This is a genomic window from Klebsiella sp. PK18 (assembly GCF_057784655.1).
Genome location: NZ_CM173493.1, coordinates 3743559 through 3759850, shown reverse-complemented (window position 1 = coordinate 3759850; position 16292 = coordinate 3743559). Strand labels below are relative to the sequence as shown.

General features: G+C 58.2%; 9 protein-coding genes and 2 pseudogenes. 4 read left to right on the top strand and 7 right to left on the bottom strand.

The window, feature by feature from the left end; all coding sequences use genetic code 11:
* The first annotated feature begins 49 nt into the window (after positions 1-49).
* Both AC3EMD_RS18350 and AC3EMD_RS18345 read left to right on the top strand, forming a co-directional pair.
* A complete protein-coding gene (locus AC3EMD_RS18350) occupies positions 50-1426 on the top strand; it encodes a glycoside hydrolase family 1 protein (protein ID WP_012542372.1) in 1377 nt (458 codons plus the stop codon).
* A gap of 67 nt (positions 1427-1493) precedes the next feature.
* Complete coding sequence (locus AC3EMD_RS18345; protein WP_016160535.1) at positions 1494-2210, top strand: GntR family transcriptional regulator; 717 nt, start codon at positions 1494-1496, stop codon at positions 2208-2210.
* Between the two features lie 147 nt (positions 2211-2357).
* Here AC3EMD_RS18345 and ldtB read toward each other — a convergent pair whose 3' ends face one another.
* On the bottom strand, positions 2358-3272 hold the full coding sequence (gene ldtB, locus AC3EMD_RS18340; protein ID WP_008805784.1) for a L,D-transpeptidase: 915 nt from the start codon (positions 3270-3272) through the stop codon (positions 2358-2360).
* Between the two features lie 200 nt (positions 3273-3472).
* Positions 3473-4388: pseudogene (locus tag AC3EMD_RS18335) on the bottom strand (tyrosine-protein phosphatase).
* Between the two features lie 48 nt (positions 4389-4436).
* Here AC3EMD_RS18335 and AC3EMD_RS18330 point away from each other — a divergent pair.
* The gene (locus AC3EMD_RS18330; RefSeq protein WP_008805786.1) at positions 4437-6029 is read left to right on the top strand and encodes an ABC-F family ATPase; all 1593 of its coding nucleotides are present in this window, start codon (positions 4437-4439) and stop codon (positions 6027-6029) included.
* 376 nt (positions 6030-6405) lie between these two features.
* On the opposite strand, the gene AC3EMD_RS18325 is transcribed toward AC3EMD_RS18330, so the two are convergent.
* Both AC3EMD_RS18325 and AC3EMD_RS18320 read right to left on the bottom strand, forming a co-directional pair.
* Positions 6406-8769 carry a glycoside hydrolase family 31 protein gene (locus tag AC3EMD_RS18325; RefSeq protein ID WP_012968651.1) on the bottom strand — a complete coding sequence of 788 codons (2364 nt, stop codon included), beginning with the start codon at positions 8767-8769 and terminating at the stop codon, positions 6406-6408.
* 15 nt (positions 8770-8784) lie between these two features.
* The gene (locus tag AC3EMD_RS18320) at positions 8785-10086 is read right to left on the bottom strand and encodes an MFS transporter (RefSeq protein WP_012968650.1); all 1302 of its coding nucleotides are present in this window, start codon (positions 10084-10086) and stop codon (positions 8785-8787) included.
* Between the two features lie 299 nt (positions 10087-10385).
* Between AC3EMD_RS18320 and AC3EMD_RS18315 the strand changes: the two are divergent.
* Positions 10386-11459: pseudogene (locus AC3EMD_RS18315) on the top strand (LacI family DNA-binding transcriptional regulator).
* Here the strand turns inward: AC3EMD_RS18315 and AC3EMD_RS18310 are convergent.
* From AC3EMD_RS18310 to AC3EMD_RS18300, 3 genes are all read right to left on the bottom strand, one after another.
* On the bottom strand, positions 11456-12721 hold the full coding sequence (locus AC3EMD_RS18310; protein WP_008805790.1) for a DUF1479 domain-containing protein: 1266 nt from the start codon (positions 12719-12721) through the stop codon (positions 11456-11458). The pseudogene AC3EMD_RS18315 and the gene AC3EMD_RS18310 overlap by 4 nt on opposite strands.
* A 140-nt stretch (positions 12722-12861) precedes the next feature.
* A complete protein-coding gene (locus AC3EMD_RS18305; protein ID WP_008805791.1) occupies positions 12862-13677 on the bottom strand; it encodes a Cof-type HAD-IIB family hydrolase in 816 nt (271 codons plus the stop codon).
* A gap of 180 nt (positions 13678-13857) precedes the next feature.
* Positions 13858-16290, bottom strand: coding sequence for a formate C-acetyltransferase/glycerol dehydratase family glycyl radical enzyme (locus tag AC3EMD_RS18300; protein ID WP_012542364.1), 2433 nt, complete (start codon positions 16288-16290; stop codon positions 13858-13860).
* Positions 16291-16292: the final 2 nt, after the last annotated feature.

The following is a 16292-nucleotide window of genomic DNA, read 5'->3' as shown; positions in this document are numbered from 1 at the left end:
TATGACTAGTCATTACAGTTAAATGACTAGTCATATACCGAGGCGCAGCATGAAGAACACACTACCGGCAGATTTTTTATGGGGTAATTCCGTCTCCAGCATGCAGACGGAGGGGGCGTGGAACGAGGGGGGCAAGGGGATGTCGGTGTACGATATTCGTCAACCGGCGGAATTCGCCTCGGACTGGAAGGTCGCGACCGACTCCTATCATCGCTTTCGCGAAGATTTCGATCTGATGCAGGATCTGGGCATGAACTGCTACCGCTTCCAGATCGCCTGGAGCCGGGTGTGCCCGGAAGGGGACGGCGAATTCAATGAAGAGGGGATCGCGTTCTACCATCAGTTTATCGATGAGCTCATTGCCCGCGGTATTGAACCGATGATCTGCCTGTATCACTTTGATATGCCGCTGTCGCTGGCGGAGCGTTACAACGGTTTTACCGACCGCCGGGTCATGGACGCCTTTATCCGCTATGGCCAGAAGATGATCGACTGCTACGGCGATAAGGTGAAGTACTGGCTGACCTTCAATGAACAGAACCTCTACCATTCGCCGGAAGCCTTCCTGATCACCGGCTATTTGCGTGGCGATAAAACGCTGCGCGAACTCTATCAGATCCAGCACCACGTGATGATGGCGCATGTCCATCTGACCCACTATCTGCATCAGACGAAGCCGCAGTGCCTGATGGGCGGAATGCTGGCCCATGCGCTGGTCTATCCGGCTACCTGCAAACCACGCGATATTCTCTGCGCCCAGCAACTGGACGAGTTTTTAAACCAGAACCTGCTGCGCGCCTACGCCGGCGAGGGTTATAGCCCGGAAGTGATGCATTTTGTCGCTCGCCAAGGCTTTGACGATATTTATCGCCCTGAAGATATCGCGCTGATGGCGACGGTGAAGGTCGATTATCTGGCGTTCAGCTATTACGCCAGCCGTGCGCTCAATAGCGACGCGATCCCGCCGGGAACGGCGGTCAACAATTACATGCTATTCGGTAATCAGGATAACCCGTACCTGAAAGCGACGGAATGGAACTGGCAGATCGATCCGCTGGGATTTCGCATGATCATCACCCGCTATTACAATGACTGGCGGCTACCGGTGTTCCCGATTGAAAATGGCATCGGGGTGATCGAATCCTGGGATGGCGAACATCCCATTGCCGATGATTACCGCATCGCCTACCATCGCGACCATATTAACGCCATGAAAGCGGCGATATTTGAGGACGGCGCGCAGGTGATTGGCTATCTCGGCTGGGGATTAATCGATATCCTCAGCTCTCAGGGCGATATGCGTAAGCGCTACGGCGTGGTGTACGTCAATCGTGAGAACCATGACCTCAAGGATCTGCGGCGGGTGCCGAAGAAGAGCTATGCGTGGCTAAAGCAGGTGATCCACAGCAACGGCGAAGCGATGTAACAGTGTCCTGGCGGTCAGGTCAAGTATGCTGTCCGCCAGCCACACACAGAATGTAAAAGGACCGGGAATGACGGCGAAGTATCTGCAAATCGCGCGGGAAATAAAAAAACGCATCATCAGCCAGCAGTATCCTGCCAGCGCGCCGCTACCCGACCAGTTTGCGCTGGCGGCGGAGTTCAACACCAGCCGGATGACGATCCAGCAGGCGATGCGTCAGTTAATCGTCGAAGGGCTTATCTATACCCGCAAAGGACTGGGTACCTTTGTGCGGAAAAATTTTCTCCAGCTGTCGCAGTGGGAGTTGCCCGGCAGCGACTATTTTGGCGCCACCAAAACCTGGGAGCATCTTGGCGAGGTACAAAGCGAAGTGGTGCGCTTTGAGGTGCGTTTTCCCAGCGACAAAGAGCAGAGTTCGCTGCTGATTGACGCCGATGCGCCGGTGTATGACTTCGTTCGCCTGCGGTTGCTCAACGGGGAACCGGTGTCGCTGGATCTGACGGTCATGCCGGTGGGGCTAGTGCCGGGGCTCAATAAAAGCCATCTGGAAAGCTCGGTGTTTCGCTATATCCAGGAGACGCTGGGGCTGAAGCTGATGGGATCTTACCGCGTGGTGCGGGCGATGAAGCCGGATGAACTGGATAAATTACATCTTCACTGCGACCTCACCGACCCGGTGCTGGAGGTTGAACAGGTGATCTACCTCGAAGACGGTACGCCGCTGGAGTATGCCCACTGTCACTATCGCTACGATCACGGCGGGATTATTCTGGTGAATAACGGCTAGACCGGGGACCCCTGTTTGCGCAGCGCTTAGCAGGCCCAGGGTGTTGTCAGGTTTGGTAACCCAGGCAAGGCGTCAGCCGCAGCCCGGGGAAATGCAGATAAAAAAACGGCGGGCATCAGGCCCGCCGTTTTTCTTGTCATGCAGAACTTAGTTCAGACGCACCGGCATACCGGAGCGGTTCTGGATAGCCTGCTCAACCACGTTCTGATCGACATCAGACTGGCTGGTGATCGCCTGTACCGGCTGAGTCAGGGTGATCGGCACGATTTCGCCGCCCTGGAACTGCGCTTCGGTGGTCGACAGCGGGTTGTGAACCTCAATGTAACGGCTGCCGTCCGGCTCGGTGGTCGCTTTTACCGGCTCATCGATAAACTGCACGCGGGTGCCGACCGGCACATTCTCAAACAGGAATTTGATGTCATCGTTGCGCAGACGCACGCAGCCGTGGCTCACGCGCAGGCCAATACCAAAGTTAGCGTTGGTGCCGTGGATGGCGTACAGACGGCCAATATATAACGCGTACAGACCCATCGGGTTATCCGGACCGGCCGGTACGACGGCTGGCAGCGGGTTGCCGGCAGCGGCGTATTCAGCGTGCATCTTGGCGGTCGGCGTCCAGGTCGGGCCGGCCTTCTTGCGTTCGACTTTGGTGGTCCAGTTAATCGGCGTATCTTTACCTAACTGGCCGATACCGATCGGCAGAACGATCACGGTGTTGGTGCCTTTCGGATAGTAATACAGACGCATCTCGGCGCTGTTGATGACGATGCCTTCGTGGACGGTGTCCGGCAGGATCAGCTGCTGCGGGATGTTCAGGACGCTACCGCCTTTTGGCAGATAGGTGTCCACCCCCGGGTTGGCTTCCAGCATGTTGGACAGTCCCATCTGATATTTCGCCGCAAAGTATTCCAGCGGCTGCTTGTTATCATCCGGAATGGTGATGACCTGATTCTGACCAACCAAACGGCTGCCGTCGGTCGGCAAAGGATAGGTGACAGCAGACGCTGTATTGCAAAAGCCTACGAGGGCGAAGGCTGCCGCTAAGAGTGTAGATAATTTCATAGTCTTTAATGTCGTGTGCGAAATCAACGCCACACAGGCCTTTGTTAATGATTGAGACAGTAGATGGGAGCGCATTATATGTGCATTCCGCTAAACAGGTAAATCAGATGTGTACGAAATCACATTTTTTTCCCTGTCGCCTCGGCTGACGGGGCTGGCGGATGATGCAATCGCCGCCTCTCACGCGGGTGACAGGGAGGTTATCCTTCCAGTAACCGGTCCTGTAGCGAAGCGCGTGCCGGGGCGGTGAGCTGGTACTCTTCTGCCAGCCAGGCGTCGACCGTGCCATAGCGCTGGTGGATGGCTGACAGCGCGGCGGCGAGATAGGACTCTTTCACCGTCAGGATATCCGCCAGACTCTGGCGTCCCTGGGGCGTCAGGTCGTTGCCCAGCATCTCCAGCATCCAGGCTTCCACTTGTGTCAGCATGCCGTGGGTGAGCAGATACTCCTCCATGACCGTCTCGCTGTCGCATCCGACGGCAAACAGGGTTAACGCGCAGCCGACGCCGGTGCGATCTTTGCCGACGGCGCAGTGTTGCAGTAAAGCGCCTTCAAAAGGCGTGGTCAGCCAGGCGGCGAGCTGGCGATAGGCCGGGTTATTAAAGGGCAACTGGCGATACAGTTGCAGCATAAACTGCTCCCCGTTCAGCGCGTTAAGGGTGGCAGCATTCAGCTCGGTGACTTTCGCATTCACATCGCCGAGCGGCGGATTAGCGGGCGCGTTTAAATAGTGAGTGAGCGGGCTAAGCTTGTCAGGGGTGCGCTGCACTTCGCCGGGGTCGCGATAGTCGAGCACCCGACTGAGCGGCAGCGTCGCCAGATGGTTGAGATCGTCCGCCGTCAACCGATTTAGCGCGCCGGAGCGTAGCAGCTTGCCGCTGCGTACCGTGCGTCCGTCGGCGGCGCGCTGGCCGCCGAGGTCGCGAAAATTGATACCGCCCTGCAGGGATAAAAAAGCCGGGTGTCGCGGTAGGCTGGTGGTCATGGGGTTCCTCATAATGACGTACAGAATAACCGTTTGAGCCCTGGTCTGCGGCTCATCTGACAAAGACCTTAGCACAAGCGCCGCGGCGGAATTTACCGCAGGCCGTGAAAAGTGTGTCATTTGCTGGCATAATGTCTGTTGTGTCACACCCCTCATTCTCTTTTTTCAGGATATCCCCGTGCTAGTATCCAGCAACGTTACCATGCAGTTTGGCAGTAAGCCGCTGTTCGAAAATATCTCCGTTAAATTTGGCGGCGGCAACCGTTATGGTCTGATCGGCGCCAACGGCAGCGGTAAATCGACCTTTATGAAGATCCTCGGCGGCGATCTCGAGCCGACGCTGGGCAACGTTTCTCTCGACCCGAACGAGCGTATCGGTAAGCTGCGCCAGGATCAGTTCGCCTTCGAAGCATTCACCGTGCTGGATACGGTTATCATGGGCCACGGCGAGCTGTGGGAAGTGAAGCAAGAGCGCGATCGCATCTACGCGCTGCCCGAAATGAGCGAGGAAGACGGCTATAAAGTGGCCGACCTGGAAGTCAAATACGGCGAGATGGACGGTTACTCCGCCGAAGCGCGCGCCGGCGAACTGCTGCTCGGCGTCGGCATTCCGGTTGAACAGCATTACGGCCCGATGAGCGAAGTCGCGCCGGGCTGGAAACTGCGCGTCCTGCTGGCGCAGGCGCTGTTCTCCAATCCGGATATCCTGCTGCTCGACGAACCGACGAACAACCTGGACATCGACACCATCCGCTGGCTGGAGCAGACGCTGAACGATCGCGACAGCACCATGATCATCATCTCGCACGACCGTCACTTCCTGAACATGGTCTGCACCCACATGGCGGACCTCGACTACGGCGAGCTGCGCGTCTATCCGGGCAACTACGACGAATACATGACCGCGGCCACCCAGGCGCGTGAGCGTCTGCTGGCGGACAACGCCAAGAAAAAAGCGCAGATTGCGGACCTGCAGTCCTTCGTTAGCCGCTTTAGCGCCAACGCTTCTAAATCACGTCAGGCCACCTCGCGCGCGCGCCAGATTGACAAAATCAAGCTGGAAGAGGTTAAAGCCTCCAGCCGTCAGAACCCGTTTATCCGCTTCGAACAGGACAAGAAACTGTTCCGTAACGCGCTGGAAGTGGAAGCCCTTACCAAAGGCTTTGATGAAGGTCCGCTGTTCAAAAAGGTCAACCTGTTGCTGGAAGTGGGCGAGAAGATTGCCATTCTGGGCGCCAATGGCGTGGGTAAATCCACCATGCTGAAAACTCTGGTAGGCGAACTGCAGCCGGACAACGGCACCGTGAAATGGTCTGAAAACGCGCAAATTGGTTACTACGCGCAGGATCATGAGTACGAGTTCGAAAACGACCTGACGGTCTTCGAGTGGATGAGCCAGTGGAAGCAGGAAAGCGACGACGAGCAGGCGGTACGCAGTATCCTCGGCCGTCTGTTGTTTAGCCAGGACGATATCAAAAAGCCGGCGAAAGTCCTTTCTGGTGGTGAGAAAGGGCGCATGCTGTTCGGTAAGCTGATGATGCAGAAGCCAAACATCCTGATCATGGACGAACCGACCAACCACCTGGATATGGAATCGATCGAATCGCTGAACATGGCGCTGGAGATGTATCAGGGCACCCTGATCTTCGTTTCTCACGACCGCGAGTTCGTCAGCTCGCTGGCGACCCGCGTCCTGGAGATCACCCCAGAACGCGTGATCGATTTCAGCGGTAACTACGAAGACTACCTGCGCAGCAAAGGTATCGAGTAATCCCTGTCCGTTACCCGGGTAGCGGCTACGCCTTACCCGGGCTACGCCTGGCATGTGATCTGTAGGCCCGCGCAAGCGTAGCGCCGCCGGGCAATAACTGCGGGTAAAGAGCCACTTTCGCGCCGGATGGCGGCTGCGCCTTATCCGGCCTACGGTCCGTGCCATTGTGAGCTTAAGAGCGCTATCTTGTACCCATGGTTACTGAAACTGTCCGTTACCCGGGCTACCAAACCGCACAGTGCTGTAGCCCCGGTAAGCGGTAGCGCCACCGGGGATTTTGAGGCCACCCGTTTGTAGCCCGGATTAGCGTAGCGCAATCCGGGAACATCATAAAATCCAGGCCGGGCAAGGCGTAAGCCGCCGCCCGGCATATCGCTTAGCGCCTCCACTCGGTCCCTTCAACGCCATTCACCAGCAGCTTGCGCTTTTCTCCCGCCGGTAATGACAGCTTCAGCGCTTTCCACGCCGGACGGTAGCTGCCGCGAGCGTTGATATTCAGGTTTATGCTGTTGGCGCTGCAGATCATTTCCCACTCCAGCCATAGCGCATCCCCCTCTTTATAGCCCCAGCTTTCGCCGTCGTCTTCAAACAGCAGACCGCGGGTTGAGCCGGTACCTTTCAGCGGGAACAACTGCAGTTCGCGACGATCGTCTTTTTGCGCATCGACGTGGCTGATACGTTCACTAAGCGGCAGACCGGCGCCGGCGCGGACCAGCAGCGGCAGTTTTTCCAGCGGCGCGTCCAGTGTCACCCACTGGCCGCCGGCGAACCACTGGTGGCTGTAAAAATCGTACCAGCCGTCCTGATTATCGGGCAGCCACAGCTGGCGTTGACGGGCGCCGGGCTCGACCACGCTGGCCACCAGCAGATCGCGACCCAGCAGGAAGTCATCGCACTCGGCGAAGGTCTGGGTATCGTGCTGGTGATCGAGGAAGGTCGGGCGCAGCATGGGTTCGTCATCGGCATGCGCCTGCCATAACAGGGTGTACAAATAGGGCAGCAGACGGTAGCGCAGCTCGATGGCTGAGCGGATCGCCGGGGTGATTTCCGGGTACATCCAGGCTTCATTGACCGTCTGGTCGTCATTCCACGAATGAATGGTAAAGCGCGGATGCATCACGCCGTTTTGTACCCAGCGCACGAACAGCTCCGGCTCGGGTTTATCGCCGGAGAAACCGCCGACGTCGTGGCCGACGTTAAACAGCCCGGAAAGGCTCATGCCCAGCCCCATGCGGATGTTATAGCGCAGCGTATCCCAGTTGGTGCGGTTGTCGCCGCTCCAGGTCTGGACGTAGCGCTGCATCCCGGCGCAGCCGGAGCGGGAGATCAGATACGGGCGCTTTTGCGGCGCAAAGCGCTGCTGGGCTTCCATGGAGGCGCGCATCATCAGCAACGGCATCACCGGGCGAATATGTTTAATGGCGATTTCGCGGCCAAAGCCGTAGCAGCGCGCCTCGCCGTCCCACACCTCATACTCGTTATTATCGTTCCAGGTCGAATCGATACCCATCTCCAGTAGCTGGGTGGTCACGCCTTCCTGCCACCAGGCCACGGTGTGCGGGTTGGTGAAGTCGAGATGCGACCCTTCATCATCCCAGAAGCTGGAGCGCTCCGGCGCGTCGGTTTGCGAATCGCGAATAAACAGGCCGCGTTCCGCCACTTCGCCATAGCGCGGATGATCCTGCAGCAGGCAGGGTTTGATATTGGCGGCCAGCTTCAGCCCGGCATCATGGAACGACTGGCTCATCACTTTTGGCTGCGGCACCTTGTCGTAGTTCCAGTTAAAGACGTAGCGCTTGCCGTTGATCGAGGTATAGCCGGAAGAGAGCTGGAACGAGTCGCAAGGGATCGCGTGCTGCTCGCACAGGCGGATGAAGTTCATCAGCTGATTTTGCGCATCCGGCGCGTCGGTATAGTGCATCGTGGAGCCGCTGTAGCCGAGGCTCCATTTTGGCCCGAACAAGGTTTTACCGGTCAGGCGGACGAAGGCTTTGGTCACATCCAGCACCTGTTTACCGGTAAACAGGTAATAATCGATATCGCCGGCCTCCGCCTGCCAGCGGCGATAGGCGGTGTGGTAGTTGTCGATTTCATTGCCCAGATCCAGCCAGCAGCTGCTCAGGTTGTCATAGAACAGGCCGTAGCTGATATCGCTGCGCTGCGTGATGGTAAACGGAATATGTTTATACAGCGGGTCGGTGCTGACGGCGTTGTAGCCCATGGCATCGAGGTTACGCATTTCATAGCGCTTACCGTTGCGCTGCAGGTCGCCGGCCTTTTCGCCCAGGCCGTAGAAACGCTCATCTTTGCGGCGGCTCAGATAATGGGCGACGCCGTCGCCGTGAGCGTTTGCCAGATAGGCGCTGGTGGGGCGGTCACTGGCGAGCGTCTGCCACTCGCCGGCGTCGTCGCGATAGCTCCACTCCAGCCAAAGCGGCTGGTGGACGGTGACGCGCAGCTGGCGGGTGGCGATGGTCAGCGCGTCATCTTCTTTGGTCATCTGCCAGGCCGGGAGGCTAAAACCGCTGAGGTCATCCCGCGCGCGGCCTTCCCACGGCACATCCTGCTGCGGGGCGATACTCCAGGTGCGATCCAGCGCCAGTTGGCCCTGGCGCTTCAGCAAGACGCGGAATAAATTCTCTTCCAGCACATACAGACACAAAGTGTGCTGACCATCAACGGTCAGTTCAACGTGATGCTCCAGCTGTTGGTGCAAACTCCAGTGTTTCAACGTCTTCATATTTTACATCCACTCTCAGGCGCGCTTGGCGCGACGTTCAGCAATAAATGCCACCAGGAAAACGGCGCCAATCAGGTCAAAGAAACCCATGGCGATAAACAGCGGGTTGAAGCCAATTTTGTCGGCGGTCACCCCGATTAATAATGAGAACAGGAAGCTGGCGATCCACGCCGCGGAGCCGCGCATACCGTTGACCGTCGCCATTTGTCCCTTGTCGAAAGACTCCACCACCAGCGCGCTGAGCATGCAGGAGATGATCTGATGGCCGAAACCACCAATGGAGATCAGGATGATGGTGATATAGGGATCGCGAGTAATGGCGACCAGGGCCAGCGAGATCATCAGAAACGCGCCGGTTACCGAGCTGGCGATAACCGAGTTGACTCGCGTGCAGCCGAACCAGCGAACGTACAGGCGGGTGAGATAGCCGCTGACCACGCTGCCAAGATCGGCGGCGAGGAACGGCAGCCAGGCGAACATCGCGATCTGCTTCAGATCCATGCCGTGCTCTTTCGCCAGGTACAGCGGCACCCAGAAGCTCAGTACCGCCCAGGCAGGCTCGGCCATAAAGGCGGGGATGGCGATCCCATAGAAACGTTTATTCTTCGAGACGGTTTTGAGCGCGGTAAAGAAGGGCTGTTTCACCGGCGGGGCTTCGTTATCCTGCTTGATGTACTCCAGCTCGCTTTTGCTGAGGTTCGGGTGCTTTTCCGGGTTCTGATAGAAAGCCCACCACAGCACCACCCACAGCAGCGCCAGCGCGCCGGTAAACATAAACGCCCCCTGCCAGCCGAAGGAGGCGTGGGCGAAGTAGATAATCGGCGGGGCCAGCATTGCGCCGATAGAGAAGCCGACGCCAGCCCAGCCGGCGGCGATTGGCCGTTCAGATTTCGGGAACCACTCGCCGATGGTTTTGGCGTTCGCCGGCGTGGCGGCCGCCTCGGCGCCGCCCATAAAGAAGCGCAACATAGCCAGGTGCAGCCAGCTGCCAGCCCCGGCGTGGGCGATACAGGCCAGCGCCCACAGGGTAGCGCAGATCATAAACCCGAGCTTCAGGCCGATGACGTCGATAAGCCAGCCACAGAGCGGCTGGAAAATCGTGTAAGCCAGCTGAAACGCGCCGACGATCCAGGAATATTGTTCGGTGGTAATACCGAGCGTCGCTTTCAGTTCCGGGGCGATAATCCCCAGCGAGTTACGTGTGATGTAGTTGACGGTGACGCCGAGTAAAAACAGGACCAGCACCCACCAGCGCAGGTTTTTTACCACCCGGCGCGTTTTACTGACCGCGATATCATTGTTGAGGCCTTGACTCATAGCACACTCCACAAGACGTTGTAGGGGGAAAGTGACGGCCTCTTTCCCTGAGTGGTCACATAGTTTTTTTTAACTATTTGAATAGTCTATTTTTTATCTCAACATCATTGGTATAACTAGTATGGGAGATGTTGGACCAATTCAGGCTAAGGGAGAAAAAACGTCGGGCAAAGTGCTATTTATGCAACTTTTTTCATGAAATGACCGAGATCTCAAATTTCGCTCTGTCATTTGCTTACAGGAAGCGCTTTGGCGATTATGAAAATTCTTTCATTTTCCAATCGGAGCTGGATCACAAAATGGATAAAAAGCTGCGCGTCGCCGAAATCGCCGCCCGCACCGGGCTGTCGGCCAGCACCGTTTCGCGCGTCCTGGCCGGAAAGGCGAATACCAGCGATAAGGCGCGCCGGGCGGTGCTGGAGTGCGCCCGCGAGCTGGGGGTCATGCAGGGACTGGCCGCCGGGCGTCTGCTGCTCAATAATCTGCTGGTGTTTGCTCCGCAGCGCGCCTTCGATGAGCGATCGGATATCTTCTACTACCGGGTGATCCAGAGCATCAATAACGCGCTGGCGGTGCATGAAGTGCGCCTGCGCTACTGCGCACTGGACGAGAACGACAGCGACGCCAATCTGTTTCTTGCCCGCATGAACGAAGCGGAGACCCAGGCCGCGGTGCTGCTGGGGATCGACGATCCGCATATTCATGGCCTGGCGGCGGATGTGGGCAAACCCTGCGTATTGATCAACTGTCGGGATGAAGGGATGCGGCTGCCGTCCATTGCCCCCGACCATCGTCTGATTGGCCAGTGCGCCGCCCGCTATCTGTTTGATATGGGCCATCGGGCGGTGATGAACGTGATGTGCCTGCGCCGCTATACCATGGAGCTGCGGCTGGGCGGGATCCAGGAAGCATGGCGCGCGCGCAATCTGCGCTTTACCGCCAGCCGGGATCTCATCAGCGTCGCCAACTTTAGCGCCAGAGAGACGGAAGAGCAGGTAGGGGCCTAGCTTGACGCTTTACAGGGGCGCCCGATGCCCACCGCCTTCCTGGTGGGCGGTGATTTTATGGCCGCCGGCACCGTCAGCGCCCTGCAAAAACGAGGCCTGCGGGTGCCGCAGGATGTTTCGGTAATGAGTATCGACGGGTTTAATCTGGCGGCGATTCAGGAGGTGCCGCTGACCGCGGTGCATGTGCCGCGAGATGAGCTGGGCAGCGAGGCGGTGCATCTCCTGCAGCAGCGCCTGCTGCGCCCGGAGGCGCCGCACGGCTCGCTACTGTTGCACGGCACGCTGGTGGTACGTGATTCGGTACGGCGGATCCGGCCGGGCAAAGGCCATACCGCCGTGGAGCCGCAGGGGCTGTATGACGATTAAACCGGGATACCCAGCGCCCGTTTCCCGTGAATATTCAGATCTTCCAGGGTGAAGCGCCCCTGCCAGCTGGCCTCATAGTCCTCGCGCGGGAAATCCCCCGGCGAGGCCCCTTTTTCCAGAGCAATTTTCACTTTCTGCGCGTAGGCGAGGTTCTTTTCGCACATCGGCGCGGCCGGGATGTACATCACGTTGCCCCAGCCCTGTTGATTTTCCACCGGCGCCACTGAGTGAATAACATCGCAGTGCCACCAGACGGAATCGCCAGCGTTCAGCGCCGGAATCGAGCTTAACGCTTTAATTAAGAGTGGGTGCCATTGCTCAGAGATCGGCAGCACTCTGCCCGGCGCGACGCCGCACAGCTCATCTTCCGGCACATCGTCGAGCAGGGGGCGCAGCAGCACATAAGCCATCGCCTCCGGGATCGGCACCACGTGTAGCAGCCCCTGACCCGGGATCATGTCCGACAGCGCGGTCCAGCCCTGGAAGGTGCGGAACACCGAGCATTTGGTGGTGTTGTCGACGGTGTACTCTTCCACTTCGGTACGGTGCGCGGCGTCCCACGGATCGTAGGCGTCGATATTGCCATTAAAGACGTTGGCGAAAACCTGCTGATAGGCGGGAAGCAGCCAGCGCTCCAGCGCGCCAGAATCGGTATGCGCCCCCAGCCCCTTTGACGTGGTTCCCGGCGGGCGGCGGCGGATACGGTCAGGGTAAATCACGCTGACATCCGGATCGAACCAGCGCTTGCCATTCTGTTCAAAGCGCCACAGGCGATTGAGGAAGGATTGCACCGCCGCCATTTCATCACTCTGTCGCGCCTGCATTTGCGAGGGGGACCAGTAGATCGGATAGATTTCCGGACGCGAAGCCTCCAGCGAACCGAAGAAGCTGTCGCCAGGCCCTTTGTATACATCATCGAAATGGTTCAGATCGAGGTATTCCAGCATCGCGTTGTCCCAGGCCAGCGCCTGTTCGCGCGGGTAGTGGCCTTTGATCACTGCGCAGCCCCGGCGCTTAATCGCCGCGCGCTGCTCATCGCTCACTTTTCCTTCGGCGATATCGCTGAACGGGATCGTCGGCCAGACCTCCTGGCCTGTGGCTTTCAGGGCATTAATCTCGTCCAGGCGCTCGCTGATACGCGCCGAGAGTTTATCGAACACTGCCTGGACATCGCCAATTTGTGCCCGTAAGGCCTGTTTCATCTGGCGAATTGCCGCTTTGTGGTCGGCAGGTAATGTTTCGTGGGTCGGGAGAGCAGCCATAATAACCTCGCTGTATCTTTCATTCGAAAGTATTAAATATTACAAACGTTAATTTAAGTTAAAATGGAGTTAATGCAAGTTTAAAATCTTGCTACGGCGCACAAAATGGAAAAACCGGGGCGCGATGCCCCGGCGAAGGGTCACGCGTTGAAGGGAGCGGTGTTATCGAGGACGGCCTGAATGACGTTCAGCGCGCCGTCATGGTTATTATCGTCGGTAGCGTAGCCGGCGATAGCCTTGATGGTGTCGGCGGCGTTACCCATGGCGAAAGCGTATTTCACCAGCTTCAGCATTTCGGCGTCGTTGCCGCTGTCGCCGATGGCCACGCACTGCTGGGGCGAAAGGTTCCAGCGTTTGAGCAGGCGGCTGATGCCGTTGGCTTTATGCAGGCCGGGGATAATCAAATCGACAAAGCCAAAGCCGCTGGTGACCGGCTTCATGATCCCGTCGAGCGACACGTGCAGTTTATCGATCAGCTGTGGGATCTCGCTGTCCGGCAGGTTGAGGGAGAATTTGAACAGCGTGTCGTCGATGCGATGGTAATCGCTTACCCGCTGCAGACGGTGGTAGTGCTTTGACATCAGGTCGACGAAGGCATCCGGAGCTTTATCGCTCACATACGCGCTCTGCAGGCCGCAGGCGACAAAGTTGAGCTGCGGATCTTTGAGCAATTCGCCAATCACCACCTGTGATTCGTGGCGGGTCAGTTCGCCGTGGAACAGCTGCTTGCCATGCTCAAAGACCAGCGCGCCGTTTTCGGCGACGAACGAAATCTGCTCGCGGATCTCCGGGAAGAAGGAGATCAACTGATAGTACTGGTTGCCGCTGGCGACAACAAATTCAATGCCGCGCTGCTGCAGCTGGGCGAATTGCGCCAGAAACCGTGAGCGATCGTAGGTTTTGGCGTCATTGAGAAAAGTTCCGTCCATATCGGTGACGATAACTTTAACGGTCATAAGGGGATGCTCCTGGCTTAACTTCGACCAGTAACATTCTAATTACAATGTGATGGGGAGCACAAATTTATTTCGAATGAAAGTTCACTCAGCGCAGAAAATGCCGGGTGGCAACGTTGCCTTACCCGGCCTGCAGAACAGGGTAGGCCCGCTAAGCATAGCGCCAGCGGGCACGAAGGGTTACAGCGTATGTTCGGTTCGGGCGATGATATCGTCCTGGGTATCCGGCGACAGGGCGGTGAAGAACGCCGAGTATCCGGCGACGCGGACCACTAAATCGCGGTACTGGTCAGGGTGTTTCTTCGCCTCCAGCAGCGTGTCGCGGGACACGATGTTGTACTGGATATGCCAGCCTTTGTGCACCTCGAAGAAGGTGCGCAGCAGCACCATCAGCTTCTGCTTGTCGGACTCATTCTCCAGGGTGGACGGATTCAGCTTCTGGTTAAGCAGCACGCCGCCGAGGATCGCGCCGGTGGGGAGTTTGCCCACCGAACTGATGACCGCTGTCGGCCCCAGATGGTCGGTACCGGAGGCCGGGCTGGCCCCTTCCGCCAGCGGGGTGTGCGCTTTACGGCCATCCGGTGTCGCCATCGTCTGGGCGCCGAACGGAACGTTGGCGGAGATAGACGACGTGCCAGCGTAATAGTTGCCGCCGATTGGGCCGCGGCCATAGCGCGGGTTGTGATACTGCTTCAGCTCGTCGATATAGGTCTGGTAGGCCCGCGCCAGCAACTCGTCGACGCTGTCATCATCGTTACCGTACTTCGGCGCGCCGTTGATCAACCGCTGGCGCAGTTGCTCGTGGGTCAGACCGTCGAAATCTTCCGCCAGCGCCTTCGCCAGTTCCTGCTGGCCGATGGCGCCCTGATCGAAGACCAGTTTTTTCACCGCCGCCAGGCTGTTGCCGAGGTTGGCGATACCCACCTGCAGGCCGGAAACCCAGTCATATTTCGCGCCGCCTTGCTTGATGCTTTTCGCCCGTTCGATACAGTCATCCACCAGCGCCGAACAGAGAATATCGTGGACGTTTTCCTCCAGCATGGTATCGACCACGTACTCAATCTCAATGGATTTACGGGTGTAGTAGCGGATCTGGTTATCCCAGTCTGCCAGCACCTGGTCGAAATTAGCGAAGTTGCCTTTCGACAGGGCATGCTCCTGGGGCAGGAATACCTGACCGCTGGTGGCATCGCGGCCACCTTCCAGCGTCGCCAGCATCACCCGCGCGAAGTTGATAAAGCTCATGCCGGTGCAGCGGTAGCCCCATTTGCCGCCAACCGCGGTTTCGATGCAGCCGATAGCGGCATAATCGTAGGCGTCCTGCGGCTCGATGCCGAGTTTGATAAATTCCGGGATGACGATTTCGTCGTTATTAAACGCCGGCATGCCGAAGCCGCAGCGGATCACCTGGACGCAGGCGTCGAGGAAGTCGTTGCTCATCCCGGCATGGTAACGCACGCTGAGGTTCGGCTGGGTAGAGCGCAGACGACCACAGGATTCCAGGATGGCATACGACAGCGGGTTGACGGCGTCCTGCGGCTGGCCGTCGACCAGGTTCTGGCCGCCAATGGTGACGTTCTGGTACAGCGGGCTGCCGGCAGAGGCCTTGGAGTGCGAGCCGGAGCGAATTTTGTTGACCTCCAGCAGCTTCAGCCAGCAGCTGTGCAGCAGCTCAATGGCCTGTTCGCGATCCAGCGACTGCTGCAGTTCAACGTCGCGACGGTAGTACGGATAGAGGTACTGGTCCATACGGCCAAAGGAGACCGAGTGGCCATTAGATTCAATCTGCAGGATTAGCTGAATGAAGTAGCACAGCTGCAGCGCCTGCCAGAAGGTTTTCGGCGGCTCATGGGCGATGATGTCGCAGTTTTCGGCTATCGTCAGCAGTTCGTGGCGGCGTGATTCACGGGATTCTGCTGTCGCCATCTCGCGCGCCAGCGCGGCGAAGCGTTTGCTGTGGTCGCTGACCGCTTCCAGAACGATATCAATCGCTTTCAGGAACTGCTCGCCGTGCAGATCTTCCAGCACCGTCAGGTTAATGCGCGACCGGCGTTCGGCGACCTTGGCGCGCATACCGTCGAGGCCTTTCTCCAGCAGCAGCGGGTAGTTGACCGCCAGGTGAGCGTCACCGGAAGTCATGTTGCCTTCCGCCTTGATAATACCGGTGGCGAGGAGCGCCTTCTGCTCATCGGTAAACATACCGTAGCAGCGGTCCTGTACGGTCTGCCCGCGCCACCATGGGCACACTTCATGCAGCACGCGTTTGTTCTCTTCGCTGACCGAGAAGCCGGCGCCGGGGCGGTCGGCAAGATCGTCGATCTCTTTCTCAATCCAGCTGACGGTGTATTCCGGGAAAATCGGCGCAGCGCGCACTTCGCTGGCCTGGTTGCCGACGATCAGTTCGTCGTGCTTGATCCAGATGGTGCGCTCGGCAAGGTGATGTGCCAGCGCCAGGGCGCGACGCACCGGGATTGGCTTATCAAGATGCTGCTGATACATCTCGGTGTAGTGGCGGGCGCGTTCGGTACAGACCGGCGGTTTGACAATATGCACCAGCGCCATTTTATGGGCCTGGATGCGGGCGCTGAGGGTATTGAGTTTGAGAGTCGTCATAA